The 14,792-nt window shown below is 71.1% G+C and carries 17 protein-coding genes; 9 read left to right on the top strand and 8 right to left on the bottom strand.

All coding sequences use genetic code 11. The features are described 5' to 3' along the window. Window positions 1-89: 89 nt before the first annotated feature. On the top strand, window positions 90-818 hold the full coding sequence (locus ACWCRB_RS35705; protein ID WP_451000018.1) for a lysophospholipid acyltransferase family protein: 729 nt from the start codon (window positions 90-92) through the stop codon (window positions 816-818). Between the two features lie 85 nt (window positions 819-903). Here the strand turns inward: ACWCRB_RS35705 and ACWCRB_RS35700 are convergent, their stop codons facing one another. From ACWCRB_RS35700 to ACWCRB_RS35680, 5 genes are all read right to left on the bottom strand, one after another. Continuing rightward, complete coding sequence (locus tag ACWCRB_RS35700; protein ID WP_451000017.1) at window positions 904-1,596, bottom strand: B3/B4 domain-containing protein; 693 nt, start codon at window positions 1,594-1,596, stop codon at window positions 904-906. Between the two features lie 8 nt (window positions 1,597-1,604). After that, complete coding sequence (locus ACWCRB_RS35695) at window positions 1,605-2,198, bottom strand: transglutaminase domain-containing protein (protein ID WP_451000016.1); 594 nt, start codon at window positions 2,196-2,198, stop codon at window positions 1,605-1,607. 83 nt (window positions 2,199-2,281) lie between these two features. Continuing rightward, window positions 2,282-3,352, bottom strand: coding sequence for a threonine aldolase family protein (locus tag ACWCRB_RS35690; protein WP_451000015.1), 1,071 nt, complete (start codon window positions 3,350-3,352; stop codon window positions 2,282-2,284). Further along, entirely contained in the window at window positions 3,349-4,104 is a 756-nt protein-coding gene (locus ACWCRB_RS35685; protein WP_451000014.1) for an SDR family NAD(P)-dependent oxidoreductase, read from the bottom strand. The genes ACWCRB_RS35690 and ACWCRB_RS35685 overlap by 4 nt, the downstream gene beginning before the upstream one ends. A 41-nt stretch (window positions 4,105-4,145) precedes the next feature. Then, on the bottom strand, window positions 4,146-5,543 hold the full coding sequence (locus tag ACWCRB_RS35680) for a DUF6421 family protein (protein ID WP_451000013.1): 1,398 nt from the start codon (window positions 5,541-5,543) through the stop codon (window positions 4,146-4,148). A 290-nt stretch (window positions 5,544-5,833) separates the two neighbouring features. Here ACWCRB_RS35680 and ACWCRB_RS35675 point away from each other — a divergent pair, with 290 nt between their 5' ends. Further along, window positions 5,834-6,517: a glycerophosphodiester phosphodiesterase gene (locus ACWCRB_RS35675; protein WP_451000033.1), complete on the top strand. Its 684-nt coding sequence runs from the start codon at window positions 5,834-5,836 to the stop codon at window positions 6,515-6,517. A gap of 3 nt (window positions 6,518-6,520) precedes the next feature. Here ACWCRB_RS35675 and ACWCRB_RS35670 read toward each other — a convergent pair whose 3' ends face one another. Next, entirely contained in the window at window positions 6,521-7,060 is a 540-nt protein-coding gene (locus ACWCRB_RS35670; protein ID WP_451000032.1) for a GNAT family N-acetyltransferase, read from the bottom strand. Between the two features lie 102 nt (window positions 7,061-7,162). On the opposite strand from ACWCRB_RS35670, the gene ACWCRB_RS35665 reads away from it, so the two are divergent. Both ACWCRB_RS35665 and ACWCRB_RS35660 read left to right on the top strand, forming a co-directional pair. After that, on the top strand, window positions 7,163-7,555 hold the full coding sequence (locus ACWCRB_RS35665; RefSeq protein ID WP_369029898.1) for a VOC family protein: 393 nt from the start codon (window positions 7,163-7,165) through the stop codon (window positions 7,553-7,555). Between the two features lie 95 nt (window positions 7,556-7,650). Beyond that, complete coding sequence (locus ACWCRB_RS35660) at window positions 7,651-8,415, top strand: VOC family protein (protein ID WP_451000012.1); 765 nt, start codon at window positions 7,651-7,653, stop codon at window positions 8,413-8,415. Window positions 8,416-8,428: 13 nt separating this feature from the next. On the opposite strand, the gene ACWCRB_RS35655 is transcribed toward ACWCRB_RS35660, so the two are convergent. Beyond that, a complete protein-coding gene (locus tag ACWCRB_RS35655) occupies window positions 8,429-9,019 on the bottom strand; it encodes a MarR family winged helix-turn-helix transcriptional regulator (RefSeq protein ID WP_451000011.1) in 591 nt (196 codons plus the stop codon). A 116-nt stretch (window positions 9,020-9,135) separates the two neighbouring features. Beyond that, window positions 9,136-10,833, bottom strand: a complete 1,698-nt coding sequence (locus tag ACWCRB_RS35650; protein ID WP_451000010.1) for an FUSC family protein — start codon at window positions 10,831-10,833, stop codon at window positions 9,136-9,138. A 156-nt stretch (window positions 10,834-10,989) separates the two neighbouring features. On the opposite strand from ACWCRB_RS35650, the gene ACWCRB_RS35645 reads away from it, so the two are divergent. The 5 genes from ACWCRB_RS35645 to ACWCRB_RS35625 all read left to right on the top strand — a co-directional run bounded on the left by ACWCRB_RS35645 (window position 10,990) and on the right by ACWCRB_RS35625 (window position 14,557). After that, entirely contained in the window at window positions 10,990-11,550 is a 561-nt protein-coding gene (locus tag ACWCRB_RS35645) for a DUF5134 domain-containing protein (RefSeq protein ID WP_451000031.1), read from the top strand. Between the two features lie 90 nt (window positions 11,551-11,640). Then, a complete protein-coding gene (locus tag ACWCRB_RS35640) occupies window positions 11,641-12,576 on the top strand; it encodes a M56 family metallopeptidase (protein ID WP_451000009.1) in 936 nt (311 codons plus the stop codon). A 73-nt stretch (window positions 12,577-12,649) separates the two neighbouring features. After that, window positions 12,650-13,327 carry a phosphatase PAP2 family protein gene (locus ACWCRB_RS35635; protein ID WP_451000008.1) on the top strand — a complete coding sequence of 226 codons (678 nt, stop codon included), beginning with the start codon at window positions 12,650-12,652 and terminating at the stop codon, window positions 13,325-13,327. A 134-nt stretch (window positions 13,328-13,461) separates the two neighbouring features. Then, window positions 13,462-13,815 (top strand): twin-arginine translocation signal domain-containing protein, encoded by a 354-nt coding sequence (locus ACWCRB_RS35630; RefSeq protein ID WP_451000007.1) that lies wholly within the window; start codon window positions 13,462-13,464, stop codon window positions 13,813-13,815. A 52-nt stretch (window positions 13,816-13,867) separates the two neighbouring features. Then, window positions 13,868-14,557: an HAD family hydrolase gene (locus ACWCRB_RS35625; protein WP_451000006.1), complete on the top strand. Its 690-nt coding sequence runs from the start codon at window positions 13,868-13,870 to the stop codon at window positions 14,555-14,557. Window positions 14,558-14,792 lie beyond the last annotated feature (235 nt).

Genomic DNA, 14,792 nt, shown 5'->3' with positions numbered 1-14,792 from the left:
GCGCAATGCCGTAAAACCTACGGCTGCGTAAGTTTCCCGCCGGGAACCCCCCTTCCCAGGCAGAACAGAGAGAAGGGTCCACCCCGTCCATGGCTGAGCTTGTCTACCGTCCTGCCGTCGGTCTCGCCCAGACGTTGTTCAAGGCCTGGGACCTGAAGATCGACTGCAAGGGGTCGGAAAACATCCCGCGCTCCGGTGGCGCGGTGCTGGTGAGCAACCACATCAGCTACCTGGACTTCATCTTCGACGGCCTGGCCGCGCTCCCGCAGAAGCGGCTGGTGCGCTTCATGGCGAAGGAATCGGTGTTCCGGCACAAGATCTCCGGCCCGCTGATGCGCAACATGAAGCACATCCCGGTGGACCGCAAGAAGGGCGAGGCGGCGTACCAGCACGCCCTCGACTCGCTGCGCTCCGGCGAGATCGTCGGTGTCTTCCCCGAGGCCACGATCTCGCAGTCGTTCACGCTGAAGGCCTTCAAGTCCGGCGCCGCACGCATGGCCCAGGAGGCGGGCGTCCCGCTGATCCCGATGGCCGTGTGGGGCACACAGCGCCTCTGGACCAAGGGCCACCCGCGCAACTTCAAGCGCAGCCACATCCCGATCACGATCCGGGTGGGCGAAGCCATCGAGGCATCCCGCGACAAGTACGCGGGCGCGCTCACGCGCCAGCTGCGCGAGCGCGTGAACGAGCTTCTGGAAGCGGCTCAGCGGGCGTACCCGGTTCGCCCCAAGGGGCCGGACGACACGTGGTGGATGCCGGCGCATCTCGGGGGCACGGCCCCGACGCCAGAAGAGGTCAGCGAAACAGGCGCCAGCTGAAACCCCCTAGGGGCGCGGGGCTGTATCGATTTGCGGCTCCGCCGCGGGGCGCGACCAGCCCCCACCGGGCCCGCAGCCGACGAACTTACGCGTTTCGCACCGTAATCCGCGCCCCTGGGCTGAACTTCTCCAGCAGTTCGGCCAGTTCCGCCCCGGCGGCATTCGCCTCGGCGACCGTCATCGGCGGGGCCATGCACTCCAGCAGGAAGATCGCGGACGTCGACTCCTCCGTGAGCCGCGTACGCGGACCCTGGCGCCAGTTCCAGCGACGGCAGGTCACACCCACCTCGTCGCACCACACGACCTCACCGGCGTCAGGGTGCTCGACGATGTCCTCACCGCCGGCCACGGTCACGAAGTCCTCGCTGCCGGTGGCACGTACGAGCCGCATCCCGCCCTGGATGCGGTCGAGGTCCTCGCCGCCGACCGGGATCAGATGCGCCACGCTGATCGCGTTGTAGAGGTCGACCAGGACGTTGATCCGGGGCAGACCGGCGTCCGTGAGGGCCCGCTTGGCGAGCGCCTCGGCCGAGTTGCGGGTGCGCGAGGGCTTGGAGCCGAACGCCGTGTACGTGTCGCGCCAGGCGGCGATGTGCGCGTCCTCGTGCGGGGCGCGGCCGTCCAGACGCACGGCGAGCCGGCGGGCCGCGTCGTCCAGGAGCGCCGAACTGGCGTCGGTGCTGGGCCCGTTGACGAGTCCGTGCGCCTCGATGGCGACGTGGGTGAAGCCGGGCGCGAGTGCGCGCACCTCGTCGGACACGGTCAGGGTGAGTGTCATCGCTTGCCTCAGAGTGCGGTGGGGAGCGTCTTCCAGAGATACGGCCTGTCGGGCGCGGCCTTGAGTACGCCCAGTACGACCGGATGAGGTTCAGCGTACAGTACCGAATAGTCCACCTCATTGGACTTCGCGTCCGGGACCCACGCCAGCCGCTCCGCGTCGAGGGAGAACCGCGCGTCCACGCCCGCCTTGTTGCCCCGCGGGTCCTGCCGATGCCAGGCGCCGTTGAACCGTACGGCGACCAGGCCGTGCACGGCGTGACCGTTCCCGTCGTCGTGCGCGAGCCGCTGATAGCAGAGCGCCGTGGGGATGTCCTCGGCGCGCAGCAGCGCGGCCAGCGCGTGGGCCTTGGCGTAGCAGATGCCGGTGCGCTGCTCCAGGACGTCGGATGCCCGCCAGGTGACGCGCGGGTCGCCGCTGTCGGCGGAGTGCGGGATGGTGTCGCGCACGAACTCGTACGCCGCCTGCGCATAGACATACGAGTCCGACGCTTCCCTGGCGAGACGCGCCGCGGTCTCTCGTACCACCGCGTGATGGTGGTCGATGACCTCGTCAGCGGCCAGATACGCGGACAGGTCGGGGGTGTTCTGGATCAGCTCCATGCATCCAGAGCATAGGAAAGCGATCACCCTAGAGTCAATGACTTTTCAGGTGAACGCATACCTATGCACTCTCGCACTCCCCGCTAGCGCGCCATCTCCTCCTTCAGCGCCGCCACGAACGCGTCCACGTCGTCCTCCGTCGTGTCGAAGGCGCACATCCAGCGGACGTCGCCCGCCGCCTCGTCCCAGAAGTAGAAGCGGAAGCGCTTCTGCAGGCGTTCGCTCACGTCGTGCGGGAGGCGGGCGAAGACCGCGTTCGCCTGGACCGGGTGGAGGATCTCGACCCCGTGCACGGCCCGCACGCCCTCGGCCAGCCGCTGGGCCATCGCGTTGGAGTGGCGGGCATTGCGCAGCCACAGGTCCTTGGCGAGCAGGGCCTCCAACTGCACCGAGACGAAGCGCATCTTGGAGGCGAGCTGCATGGACAGCTTGCGCAGGTGCTTCATGTGGCTGACGGCGTCCTGGTTGATGACGACGACCGCCTCGCCGAACAGCGCGCCGTTCTTCGTCCCGCCGAGGGAGAGGATGTCGACGCCGACGGCGTTGGTGAACGTCCGCATCGGGACGTCGAGGGAGGCCGCCGCGTTGCCTATGCGGGAGCCGTCGAGGTGGACCTTCATGCCGTGCGCGTGGGCGTGGTCGCAGATCGCGCGGATCTCGTCCGGGGTGTAGAGGGTGCCCAGTTCGGTGCTCTGGGTGATGGAGACGACCTGCGGCATCGCGCGGTGCTCGTCGTCCCAGCCGTACGCCTGGCGGTCGATCAGGTCGGGCGTCAGTTTGCCGTCCGGGGTGGGCACCGTGAGCAGTTTGAGGCCGCCCATGCGTTCGGGGGCGCCGCCCTCGTCGACGTTGATGTGCGCGCTGTCGGCGCAGATCACGGCGCCCCAGCGGTCGGTGACCGCCTGGAGCGCGACGACGTTGGCCCCGGTGCCGTTGAAGACGGGGAACGCCTCCGCGGTGGCCCCGAAGTGGCTGCGGACGATCCGCTGGAGGTTCTCCGTGTAGTCGTCCTCGCCGTACGCGACCTGGTGCCCGCCGTTGGCCAGGGCCAGGGCGGCGAGCACCTCGGGGTGGGCCCCCGCGTAGTTGTCGCTGGCGAAGCCCCGTGCCTCCGGGTCGTGATGACGGCGTGCGTCGGTCTTCGGAGGGTTCACGGCTTCTCGGTGAGCCACAGACGTTTCCCGTTCACTTCGGCGGCGGGCCGGTCCCAGACGCCGACGATGGCCTCGGCCAGTTCCTTGACGTCGGTGAAGCCCGCGAACTTCGCGTTGGGGCGCTCGGCGCGCATCGCGTCGTGCACCAACGCCTTCACGACCAGGATCGCAGCCGCCGACGTCGGCCCGTCCGCGCCCTCCGAGGCACCGGCCTTGCGGAAGAAGTCGCCCATGGCCAGCGTCCACGCCTCGGCGGCGGCCTTGGCGGCGGAGTACGCGGCGTTGCCCGCGGTGGGCTTGCTCGCACCGGCGGCGCTGATCAGGACGTACCGGCCGCGTTCGCTGCGCTGGAGCGCCTCATGGAAGGCGAGGGAGGTGTGCTGGACGGTGCGGATGAGCAGCATCTCCAGGAAGTCCCAGTCGTCGAGACTGGTCCTGGTGAAGGTCTCGCTGCCGCGCCAGCCGCCGACGAGGTGGACCAGGCCGTCGACGCGCCCGAAGTCCTTCTCGATGCGGGTGGCCCAGTCCCGGGTGGACTGGAGGTCGAGCAGGTCGACGGTGTCGCCGACGACGGTGGCGCCGCCGTGGGCGTAGCTGGCCGCGTCGACGGCCTCGGCGAGCCGCTCCGGGTCGTTGTCCGAGCCGACGACGGTCGCGCCCGCCTCGGCGAGCCTGAGCAGTGTCGCGCGGCCGGCCGGTCCGCCGGCGCCGGCGACCGCGATCACCGCACCGCTGAGAGCCCCGTTCCCCATGTTCATCGCCTCCTGAGCAGTGTTTTCGGTGGCGCGGTCGCTCATGCGGCGACCCGCTCGGCGCTCTCCGCGACGATCCCCTTGGTCGAGGCGATCACGTTCTTCAGCTTCTTGGAGAGGGCCTCATAGAACATGCTCAGCGGAAACTCGTCCGGAAGCACGTCGTCGACGAGTTTGCGGGGCGGCTGGTTCAGGTCGAGGGCGTCGGGGCCCTTGGCCCAGCGGGAGCCCGGGTGCGGGGCGAGATAGGTGGAGACCAGCTCGTACGCCTTGAACCAGTGGACGAGCTTGGGGCGGTCGATGCCCTCGCGGTAGAGGGTCTCGATCTCGGCGCAGAGCTGGTTGGTGACCTGCGGGGCGCGCTGCCAGTCGATGTGCAGCTTGTTGTCGGTCCAGCGGACCACGTCGTGCTTGTGGAGGTAGGCGAAGAGGAGCTGGCCGCCGAGGCCGTCGTAGTTGCGGACACGCTCGCCGGTGACCGGGAAGCGGAACATCCGGTCGAACAGCACGGCGAACTGCACGTCACGGGCCTGCGGGATGCCCTCGGCCTCCAGCTTCACGGCCTCCTTGAAGGCGGTGAGGTCGCAGCGCAGCTCTTCGAGGCCGTACATCCAGAACGGCTGGCGCTGCTTGATCATGAAGGGGTCGAAGGGCAGGTCGCCGTGGCTGTGGGTGCGGTCATGGACCATGTCCCACAGGACGAAGGCCTCCTCGCAGCGCTTCTGGTCGTGGACCATCGCGGCGACGTCCGCGGGCAGTTCGAGACCGAGGATGTCGACAGCGGCGTCGGTGACCCGGCGGAAGCGGGCGGCCTCGCGGTCGCAGAAGATGCCGCCCCAGGTGAACCGTTCCGGCGCCTCGCGCACGGCGATCGTCTCCGGGAAGAGAACGGCGGAGTTGGTGTCGTACCCGGCCGTGAAGTCCTCGAAGGTGATGCCGCAGAACAGCGGGTTGTCGTAGCGGGTGCGCTCCAGCTCGGCCAGCCAGTCGGGCCAGACCATGCGCAGGACGACCGCTTCGAGGTTGCGGTCCGGGTTGCCGTTCTGCGTGTACATCGGGAAGACGACCAGGTGCTGGAGGCCGTCCGCGCGGCTCGCGGCGGGCTGGAAGGCCAGCAGCGAGTCGAGGAAGTCCGGCACCCGGAATCCGCTGTCGGACCAGCGACGCAGATCCTTGGCGAGGGCCTGGTGGTAGGCGGTGTCGTGCGGCAGCAGCGGGGACAGTTCCGCGACGGCGTCCACGACCCTGCGTACGGCGAGATCGACGTCCGCGTGGTCGGGGGCGTCCTCCCGGTCGAAGTCGATCGACCCGTCCTTGGCCTGCCATGGCCGGATCTGCTCCACGGCATCCTTGAGCACGGGCCATGCCGGGTGCTCCACCACCCTGCCGAGCGGAAGAATCCGCTCGTCCGGAACCGCCTGCACAAGAATTTCCGTCATGTCCCATCCTCCCCGGGAGAACCTCGCGTAAGAACACCGTATGCGCACGAGGTTCCCGACCACAAGGCGAGCCAGGAGAGATTATCCTGCCCACCCCCATGGTCACCGCGTTTTTTCCTGTCGGAAACCAAAAGGACGGCTACTTCCGGTACCCGGCGGCGTCCGCTCCACACCCGCTTCCCGAGCCATCACTTCCGGCCAGTGGTTCCGGCGCGTCTGTACGGGTTCATTGCCCGGCCCGGCGGTTAGGCTGCGGCAGCCGAGCCGCCGTCGACGGAAGCGAGTTGACCTTGAACTTCCTGACCATCGGGCACCGCGGAATCATGGGCGTCGAGCCCGAGAACACCCTGCGTTCGTTCGTCGCCGCCGAGCAGGCGGGCCTCGACATGATCGAACTCGATCTGCGTCTCAGCAAGGACGGCGCCCTCGTCGTCATGCACGACGCCGACGTGGACCGCACGACGGACGGCACCGGGACCGTCGCCGAGAAGTCCCTCGCCGAGCTGCGCGCCCTGGACGCGGGCCGCGACGAGCGCGTGCCGGTGTTCGAGGAGGTCCTGGACGCGGTCGGCGCACCGCTCCAGGCCGAGATCAAGGACACGGCGGCGGCGCGGGCGCTGGCCGAGGTGCTGGAGCGCCGGGGGCTGGCCGACCGGGTCGAGGTGTCCTCGTTCCACGAGGAGGCGATCGCCGAGATCACCCGCCTGGTGCCCGGGGTACGCACGGCGCTCATCGCCAGCCGCTACGGCACCGACGTCGTGGACCGCGCCACCCGCTCCGGCGCCTCTACCGTCTGCCTCAACATCCGCCGCCTCACCCTGGAGATCGCCGAGCGGGCGCGGAAGGCGGACCTGCGGATCATCGGCTGGATCGTCAACACCCAGGACCAGCTGCGCCTCGTACGCGCCCTGGAGCTGGACGGCGCGACCACCGACTACCCGCAGATCAAACGCACGGGCCGCTTCACCGCGTAGCGGCTACACGAGTTCCTTCACCAGCAGCTCGAACTGCAGATCGTCGCGCTGCGGAATACCGAAACGCTCGTCGCCGTACGGGAAGGGGGTCATCTTTCCCGTACGGCGGTAGCCGCGCCGCTCGTACCAGGCGATCAGGTCGTTCCGTACGGAGATCACGGTCATGTGCATCTCGCGGGTGCCCCAGGTCTCGCGCGCCGACCGCTCCGCCTCGGCGATGATCACCTTGCCGAGGCCCGCGCCCTGGAGGGCGGGGCTGACCGCGAACATGCCGAAGTAGGCGTGGTCGCCACGGTGTTCGAGCTGGCAGCAGGCGACCACGCGGCCGTCCTGTTCGACGGTCAGCAGCCGGCTGTCGGCCGCCTTGATGACGCCGAGCACGATCTGCGGATCGCTGCGCTGCCCTTCGAGGATGTCCGCCTCGGTGGTCCAGCCGGCCCGGCTGGCGTCGCCCCGGTACGCCGACTCGATCAGCTCGACCAGGGTGTCGACGTCGTCCTCGGTGGCGTCCCGGAAGGTCGGTCCGGTGGCGGTGGTGTCCATGAGGCGGCTCTCCATGTTCTCTGGGTGCTCGTGTTTCTGGTGCGCAGCGCGGGCACCGATGAGCGTAACTCCGGCGCCGGACAGGCCCTAGGCTCCGGTTGCATGGTGCATGTACTGAGCAGCCGGGTTCTTCTCCGGCCCCTCGACCCGGAGCGTTCCCGGGTCTTCTACGGCGAGCGGCTGGGGCTCGCCGTCCACCGCGAGTTCGGGACGGGTCCGGAGCGGGGCACGGTCTACTTCCTCGGCGGCGGGTTCCTGGAGCTGTCGGGTCGGGCCGAGGAACCCCCGTCGCCGTCCGTACGGCTGTGGCTCCAGGTGGCGGACGTGACGGCCGCGCACGACGAGCTGGTGTCCCGGGGTGTCGAGATCGTCCGGCCGCCGGTGAAGGAGCCGTGGGGGCTCGTCGAGATGTGGATCGCGGACCCGGACGGCACACGGATCGTGCTGGTGGAGGTGCCGGCGGACCATCCGCTGCGGTACCGGCCCGGTATCTGAAGGCTGCCCACTGGGGTGCGCCGCCGGACCACCGGGTCTAGCGTGCTGCGTGGAGAACAGTGGACCGCACACGCGCTGAGAAAGGCCGTGACGCCATGAAGTTCGACAAGCCCGTGACCGGCGGACCCTGCTGGGCCGAGTTGGGCACCACCGACCTGGAGGCGACCAAACGCTTCTACGCCGACCTCTTCGGCTGGCGGCCGCAGACGGACCCGACCGCGGAGATGGGCGGTTACACGATCGCCCACCTCGGGGACGCCCCGGTCGCCGCGTTCGTGCCGCTGGGCGAGGAGAAGCAGCCCGTCGCCTGGTTCGTGACGTTCGCCGTGGCGGACGTGGACGCGACCGCGACGAAAGTGCGGGCGGCGGGCGGCTCGGTGGCCATGGAGCCCGGGGACGTGCCGGGCATGGGCCGGTTCGCGTCGGCCGTCGATCCCGACGGCGCGGCCTTCCAGCTGTGGCAGGACCAGGGCTTCGCGGGTGCGGGCCTGCTCAACGCGCCGGGCTCGCTCGGCTGGGTGGAGCTGGCGGCGCGCGACACCGAACGGGCGCGGACCTTCTACACCGAGGTCTTCGGCTGGTCCGTCACCTCGTCCCCCGAATACACGCACTTCGGCGTCGACGGTGCCGAGTTCGGCGGGATGCTCGCGATGAGCGACATGTACCCGCCGGAGGTGCCGCCGCACTGGCTGCCGTACTTCGTGGTCGAGGACGTGGACGCCTCGGCGGACGCGGCGGCCGGAGCGGGGGCCGGCATCACCATGGAGCCCACGACCGTGCCGAACGGCCCGCGCATCGCGGTGCTGCGGGATCCGCAGGGCGGGGTGTTCGGCATTCACCGGGAGTACACGGAGGGCTGATCCGAGCCCGGGGTCAGAACCGCAGCGCGCCCAGCCGCCCTTCGAGCCTGCCGAGCAACTCGCCCAGCAGCCCCGCGAGTTCGCGCTGACCGGTGCTGTCGAGGCCGGAGAGCACGGCGGTCTCGTAGCTGAGCTGCTCGGGCAGCACGCCGTCGACGAGGTCGCGTCCGGCGTCGGTGAGGCGGACGTGGGCGACCCGGCGGTCCCGGGTGTCGCCGCGCCGCTCGACCAGGCCCCGCTCGGTCAGCTGTTTGAGCCGCTTGGTGACGGCGGCCCCGGAGGAGAAGGTCTCGCGGGTGAGTTCGCTCGGGGTCAGTTCATGGCCGGTGCGCCTCAGCGCGCCGAGCAGATCGAACTCGGGGCGGGTGAGACCGACCCGGCGCAGGGGGGCGTCCTCGGCCTGCTGGAGGAGGGCGGCGCAGCGGTTGATCCGGCCGATGATCTCCATGGGCCCGGTGTCGAGGCCGGGATGGACGGTCTGCCACTGGCGTACGACTCCGGCCACGGTGTCGTGTGCCGGGCCGAGGGTGGCTCGCGACCCGATGGCTGTCTCCTCGGCCGCCGCGCCTCTGCCGGGCGGCGTGCCCCCGTTCCCTGCCGTCATGGCCGTACGTCCTCCGTCGCCCTGTCGTCCGTCCGCGTGTCGGCAGCCGCCCAGGCCCTGTCGTCGCATTCCCGTCGTCCGCCCGGAGGGCGGGCCCGGGGGCACCTCCCACGTCCTCAAGGCAGTGGGGGAGCGTGCGCGGCGCCCCCGGGCAGGCGGGAATGTGACGCCAGGCCCTGGGGGCGCAGCCCCGGACCTCGTGCCGTCGCCGCGAGCGTACGGTGTCCGGACCGTTCGGCGAGCACGACCCGCTCCTGGGGGCGGGTGCGCTGCCACCACTCCCCGGCGGCCGTGTCGGCGGTGGTGCGCAGGTCGGAGAGGGCGGCGGCGAGGCCACGACGGGCTTCGTCCAGGCGTTCGGGTACAGGATGTACGTCCGTCAGAGCGCGTTCGGCGTGGGTGCGGGCGTGTTCCACCGCCGTGAGCGCGTGCTCGACGCGGACCCCCGCGCGGTGGTTGGTGACCGCGACGGCCGCGACGAAGCCGAGCAGCGCGCCGACGCAGGTGTCGACGATCCGCTCGGTCATCAGCCGGCCGGGTTCCTGGAACCCCGTGAACTCGGTGACGAGCAGCGCCATCGGGGTCACACAGACGCTGCCGAGCCAGTAGTTGCGGCTCATCAGCGCCTCGGCGCCGAAGTTGAGGGCGAGGCAGCACAGGACGAGGGCGACCGGCCCGAGGTGGGCCAGCGGTACGACGGCGGCGAAGAGCAGCACCCCGGCGAGGTTGCCGACAGTCCGCTGCACGGCCCGGTTCCAGGTGAGGGTGACGTTGGCCTGGTAGAGGGAGGCCGCGGTGACGAGGGCCCAGTACGGGCGGCCGATACCGAGGGCGAGGGAGGCGTATCCGGCAAGGGCGCAGCCCAGGGCGGTGCGTGCGGCGAAGGGTGCGAGCGGGCCGAGCCTGGTCCACAACGGTGGTGGTGGGGCAGCGAGTTCGGCGGCCTGCGGCTCTCCGGCGAGATGTTCGCCGGGCGTCGGGATCTGTCCGCCGCCGCGCAACTCCCTCGCCCAGGCGCGCAGTTCACCGGGCCGACCCTCAGCGAGCGCGAACTCGGCTCGTACGACCAGCCGTTGGAGGGCGCGTCGGGTCGAGGCACGAGTGGTGCCCGGGCGCCCACCTGCCGACGACAGCGTCTGCCGGGCCGCCTGGACCGCGGTCTCGGCGGCTATCCGCGACCGGGCGTACCCGTGGCCGCCGATGCCACGGCCGTGCGCCTCGATGTGTGCGGCGACGGCGTTCAGGGCGTGGGCCGTCGCGCGGCGCTCCGGGCCGTGCGGGCGGACGAGTCCGGGTGCCATGCCGACGAGCCAGGCCCAGCAGCCCGCCCCGGCGGCGAGTGCCAGATGGCCGGGAACCTGGCCGAGAGTCTGCGGGGCGAACAGCGCGGCGGACGACACGAAGGTCAGGACCACGTTCGCGGGCGGCCCGATGCGCGTGGCGTCGCACAGCGTCTTCTGCACGGCGGCCAGCAGCGCGCCCACGGTGACCAGGATGACGGCGTTACCGGTGAGCGAGGCGGCGACGAGCGCGACGGCCAGTCCGGCAAGCATGCCGAGGACCACTCCCGCCAGGACGCGGGCCCGGGCGGCGTACGGCCGGTTGTGGGCGTAGAGCGCGCACAGGGCCCCGGCCATGGCATACATCGCCAGGTCGAGGCGGTCCAGCGCGGCCAGGGTCAGACAGGGCGGGGCGACGGCGGCGATCACGCTCAGGGCCGGTTTGAACCAGATGTCCGACGGTCGGCCGACGCGCAGCACGCCGGTCAGCGGGAGGCGCCGCACGGGCGGGGTGATGGCGGAATCGGGGCTCACCCTTGAAGATTAGCAGGTGTTTTACTCGTAAAACATATACCCCCACCTGCGGTGCTCCGGCGTACGCTCCCCCACGTACACCCTTGCGCTCGCATGCGCACCGGCCGGCGCGGGCATCTCTTCAGCGGAGGTCTCGGGGTCGAGGGGGAGGTGCGTGTGCACGGTCCGGCTTCGCCCGGGTGGCTGCTGGTCGCGCTGTGCGCGGCGACCGGGGCCTACTGCCTGCTGCGGATGCGCAGCACCGTCGAGGAGCAGCGCCGGGCCGCGGGCGGCGAGGCGCTGATGGGCTTCGGCATGGCCGCGATGGCAGTGCCCGCCGCCGTACTGACTCCGCCGCGCTGGGCCTGGCTGGTGTACACGGCCGTGTTCGGCACAGCCGCGCTGCGCGCCCTGTGGGCGGCCCGCACCGGACCGCACCATCTGCACCACCTGGTGGGCGCGTTCGCCATGGCCTACATGGCGGCTGCGATGGCCGCAGCACCCGCCCACCACCACGTGTCCGGAGTCCCGTTGCTGACGACGGCGCTGCTCCTCTACTTCACCGGGTACGTGCTGCTGTCCGGCGTCCGGCTGCTGTCGGTACCGGTGCTGGCCGTCGGCGGTGGTGGCAGTGGGGTCCGGAGCGGCTCGGTCGGCTGGGGCGACCGGCCCGAACTGGCGCGCGCCTGCCGGTTGTCGATGGGCATCGCGACGGTCGCCATGCTGCTCACGCTCTGACTGCACGAAGACTGTACGAATCCGTGGTCTGCGTCACTTTGCCGCGACGGACCGTAGGTCCGAGCGCCGCCCCGCTCATAGGGTGCACCCATGATGGTCCCCGCAGCACTGTTGCTGCTCGGCGCGCTGACCGCCGTCGTCGCCCCGCGGCTGCTTGCCCGCGCCGACTGGCCGGACCGCGAACCGGTGGTCGCCCTGTGGGTGTGGCAGTGCGTGGTGGCGGCCGTACTGATGTGCTGCGCGCTGTCGATGACGCTCAGCGCGGCGGCGGCCTGGCAGGCCGTGCGCGGCCATGTGTTCGCCCCGGCACCGCACGCGGTGGTGGAGGCGTACGTCCTCGGCGCGTCCCGTCCCTGGGCCGCGACGACGGCCGTCGCGCTCGCCTGCGGTGGGCTGTGGACCGCGGCGATGCTGGTCCGTGAGGTCGTACGGGCGCGCAGGCGGCGCAGGTCGCGGCGTGCCGAACTCCTCGTCCGTGCCCCGCTGTTGCCCGGTGAGGAGCCGCGTCCCGACCGGCTCGTGGTCCTGGAGGGCGAGCGCGCCGACGCCTGGTGGCTGCCCGGCACCGCGCCCGGCCTTGTCGTCACCACGGCCGCGATGCGCCGCCTCACCGGGCGCCAGCTGGACGCCGTGCTCGCGCACGAGCAGGGGCACGCGCGGGCCCGGCACGACTGGCTGCTGCACTGCTCGGGGGCGCTGGCCAACGGGTTTCCGCAGGTGCCGGTTTTCGCCTCGTTCCAGGACGAGATGCACCGGCTGGTGGAACTCGCCGCCGACGACATGGCATCCCGTCGCTTCGGCCGACTGACGACCGCCCTCGCGCTCGTCGAACTCAACGAGGACCGGGGCGTGTTCGGCCCGTCCCCGACCCCGCAGGCCCATCTCCCCCAGCGCGTGCACCGGCTGCTGACCGCACCGGACCGGCTGCCGCCGGTCCACAGGCTGCGGCTGACGGCAGCGGCGGCCCTGGTGCCGGTGGTTCCCGTGCTGGTGGCATTCGTACCGGGACTGCGGGCACTCGGATAGCGCGCCGGCCTCCCGCCACCCCCTGGGTTGGCCTCCCGCCCCATGGGTCGGCGAGGATCGCACCATGCCCCCCATGCACCTTGTCCCCCACCTCCGGCGCTCGGTCCGGCACCCGGCCGTCCGCGTCGCCGTCGCCCTGGCCCTCGCCTCCGCGCTGCTCCTGACCCTGGTCGCGGTGGACTGGCATCCGCTGATCGCCCTCGACGGCGACATCGCGCGCGCCACCCATCGCTGGGCGGTCGACGAACCCGGGCTCACCCACGCGTTCCGCATCCTCACGGACTGGGTGTGGGACCCGCTGACGATGCGCCTGCTGTGCGCGGCCGTGGTGGTGTGGCTGGTGTGGCGGCACTCCGCGTGGTGGCTCGCGCTCTGGCTGGTGGCCGCCTGTGCGCTGGGCACGATCCTCCAGCAGGCCCTCAAGGCGGCGGTCGGCCGCGCCCGCCCGGTCTGGCCCGACCCGGTCGACTCCGCGCACTACGCGGCCTTCCCCTCCGGCCACGCCATGACCGCCACGGTGGTGTGCGGCCTCCTGCTGTGGCTGCTGCACCGGTACGGCGTCGGACGCGCGGTGTGGCGTACGGCGGTCACGGTCGCGGTGGTCTCGGTCGCGGGCGCCGGCCTGACCCGGATCTGGCTCGGCGTCCACTGGCCGTCGGACGTGCTCGGCGGCTGGCTCCTCGGGGCGCTGGTGGTGACGGTGGCGGTGGTGTCGTACGAGCGGTTCGGGCGGCTGCCCGAGCGGCGCTGACCTGGCGGTTCGCTCCTCCACTTACGGACGGTCCAATTCAGCCCCACCCGCCCCGTACCCGTACATACGATCGACGACGGCTGCGGGAGACACCCGACCGAGCCATCGGAAGAAGTCGACGAACAGGGGGCAACTTGTCCAGCATCTCGAGACGTTCGCTGCTGGGTTACTCGGGGACGGCCGCGGCGGGCGCGGCCCTGGGGACGGCGACACAGGCGGAGGCGGCGGAGGACGACCCCACCGCGTTGCCCGAGTTCCCGTACAACACCGAATTCAGCGGCGACTCCAACATCCCCAACCCCGAATACAGCGAGGCCGACGGACACGTGACCCTCTCGTTCCGGGTGAGTTGCTCCACCACCGGCGCCGCCCGGCCGAATCAGATCGATCCCATCGACGTCGCGAACGCGCTCAACGCCTATCTCGAATCCCGCGGTTGGCCGACCATGACCTTCTACGGCACCCCGGTGCCCGCGCCCTTGAACTGACGTCCGTCACGACGGCCGCGCGCTGGACGGACGCCCGGGTAAAGTCCGGCGCATGGCTGCCGTGCTGTTCGACTTCTCCGGGACCCTCTGCCGTATCGAGTCCACCGAGTCCTGGCTGCGTGCCGTTCTCGCCGAGCGCGGACTCGGTCTGTCGGAGGCGGAGTTCGCCGTGACGGCGCGGGCGCTGGAGGTGGCGGGGGCGCTGCCGGGCGGGGCCTCTCCTCAGCGGTTGCCTCAGGAGCTGGCCGCCGTGTGGGGGATCCGCGACGAGAGCGCCGAGCTGCACCGGGCCGCGTACACCGGGCTCGCCCGTCAGGTGCCGCTCCCCGACCCGGCGTTGTACGACGCGTTGTACGAGCGGCACATGGCGCCGGCCGCGTGGGCCCCGTATCCCGATGCCGTCGAGGTGCTGGGCGCGCTGCGGGAGCGCGGGATCTCCGTCGGGGTGGTCAGCAACATCGGGTGGGATCTGCGGCCCGTGTTCCGGGCGCACGGGCTGGACGTGTTCGTCGACGCCTATGTCCTGTCGTACGAGCACGGCGTCCAGAAGCCGGACCCGCGTCTGTTCAAGGTCGCCTGCGACTCGCTCGCCGTGGCCCCGCAGGACGTGCTCATGGTCGGTGACGACCGGCGCGCGGACGGTGGCGCGGCGGAGCTGGGCTGCGCGGTGCACTTCGTGGACCATCTGCCGGTGTCCGAACGCCCGGACGGGCTGCGGCCGGTGCTGGACCTGGCCGGCTGAGGCTCCGCTCCGGGAAGGGCACGCCGGTCTGAGGTGATCCCCCGCGTCACCCCAGACAGGCGGGCCGCCCGAAACCGCCCTCAGAGAGCCGTTTCGGCTGCTTTGACCTGTGCCAGCTGACAAAAAGTCAATGCAGAAGTAACAGCATGTCCCCACGCGGCCCCTTGGTCAATGAGGAATCGCGGTGGCCTTCTGTCGACAGACAACAGTCAACCACCGGCGGCGACGGTCAGCC

The organism is Streptomyces sp. NPDC002156, from assembly GCF_053593675.1.
Note: the sequence above shows the minus strand (reverse complement) of the source record. Positions and strands in the feature narration are given on the sequence as shown.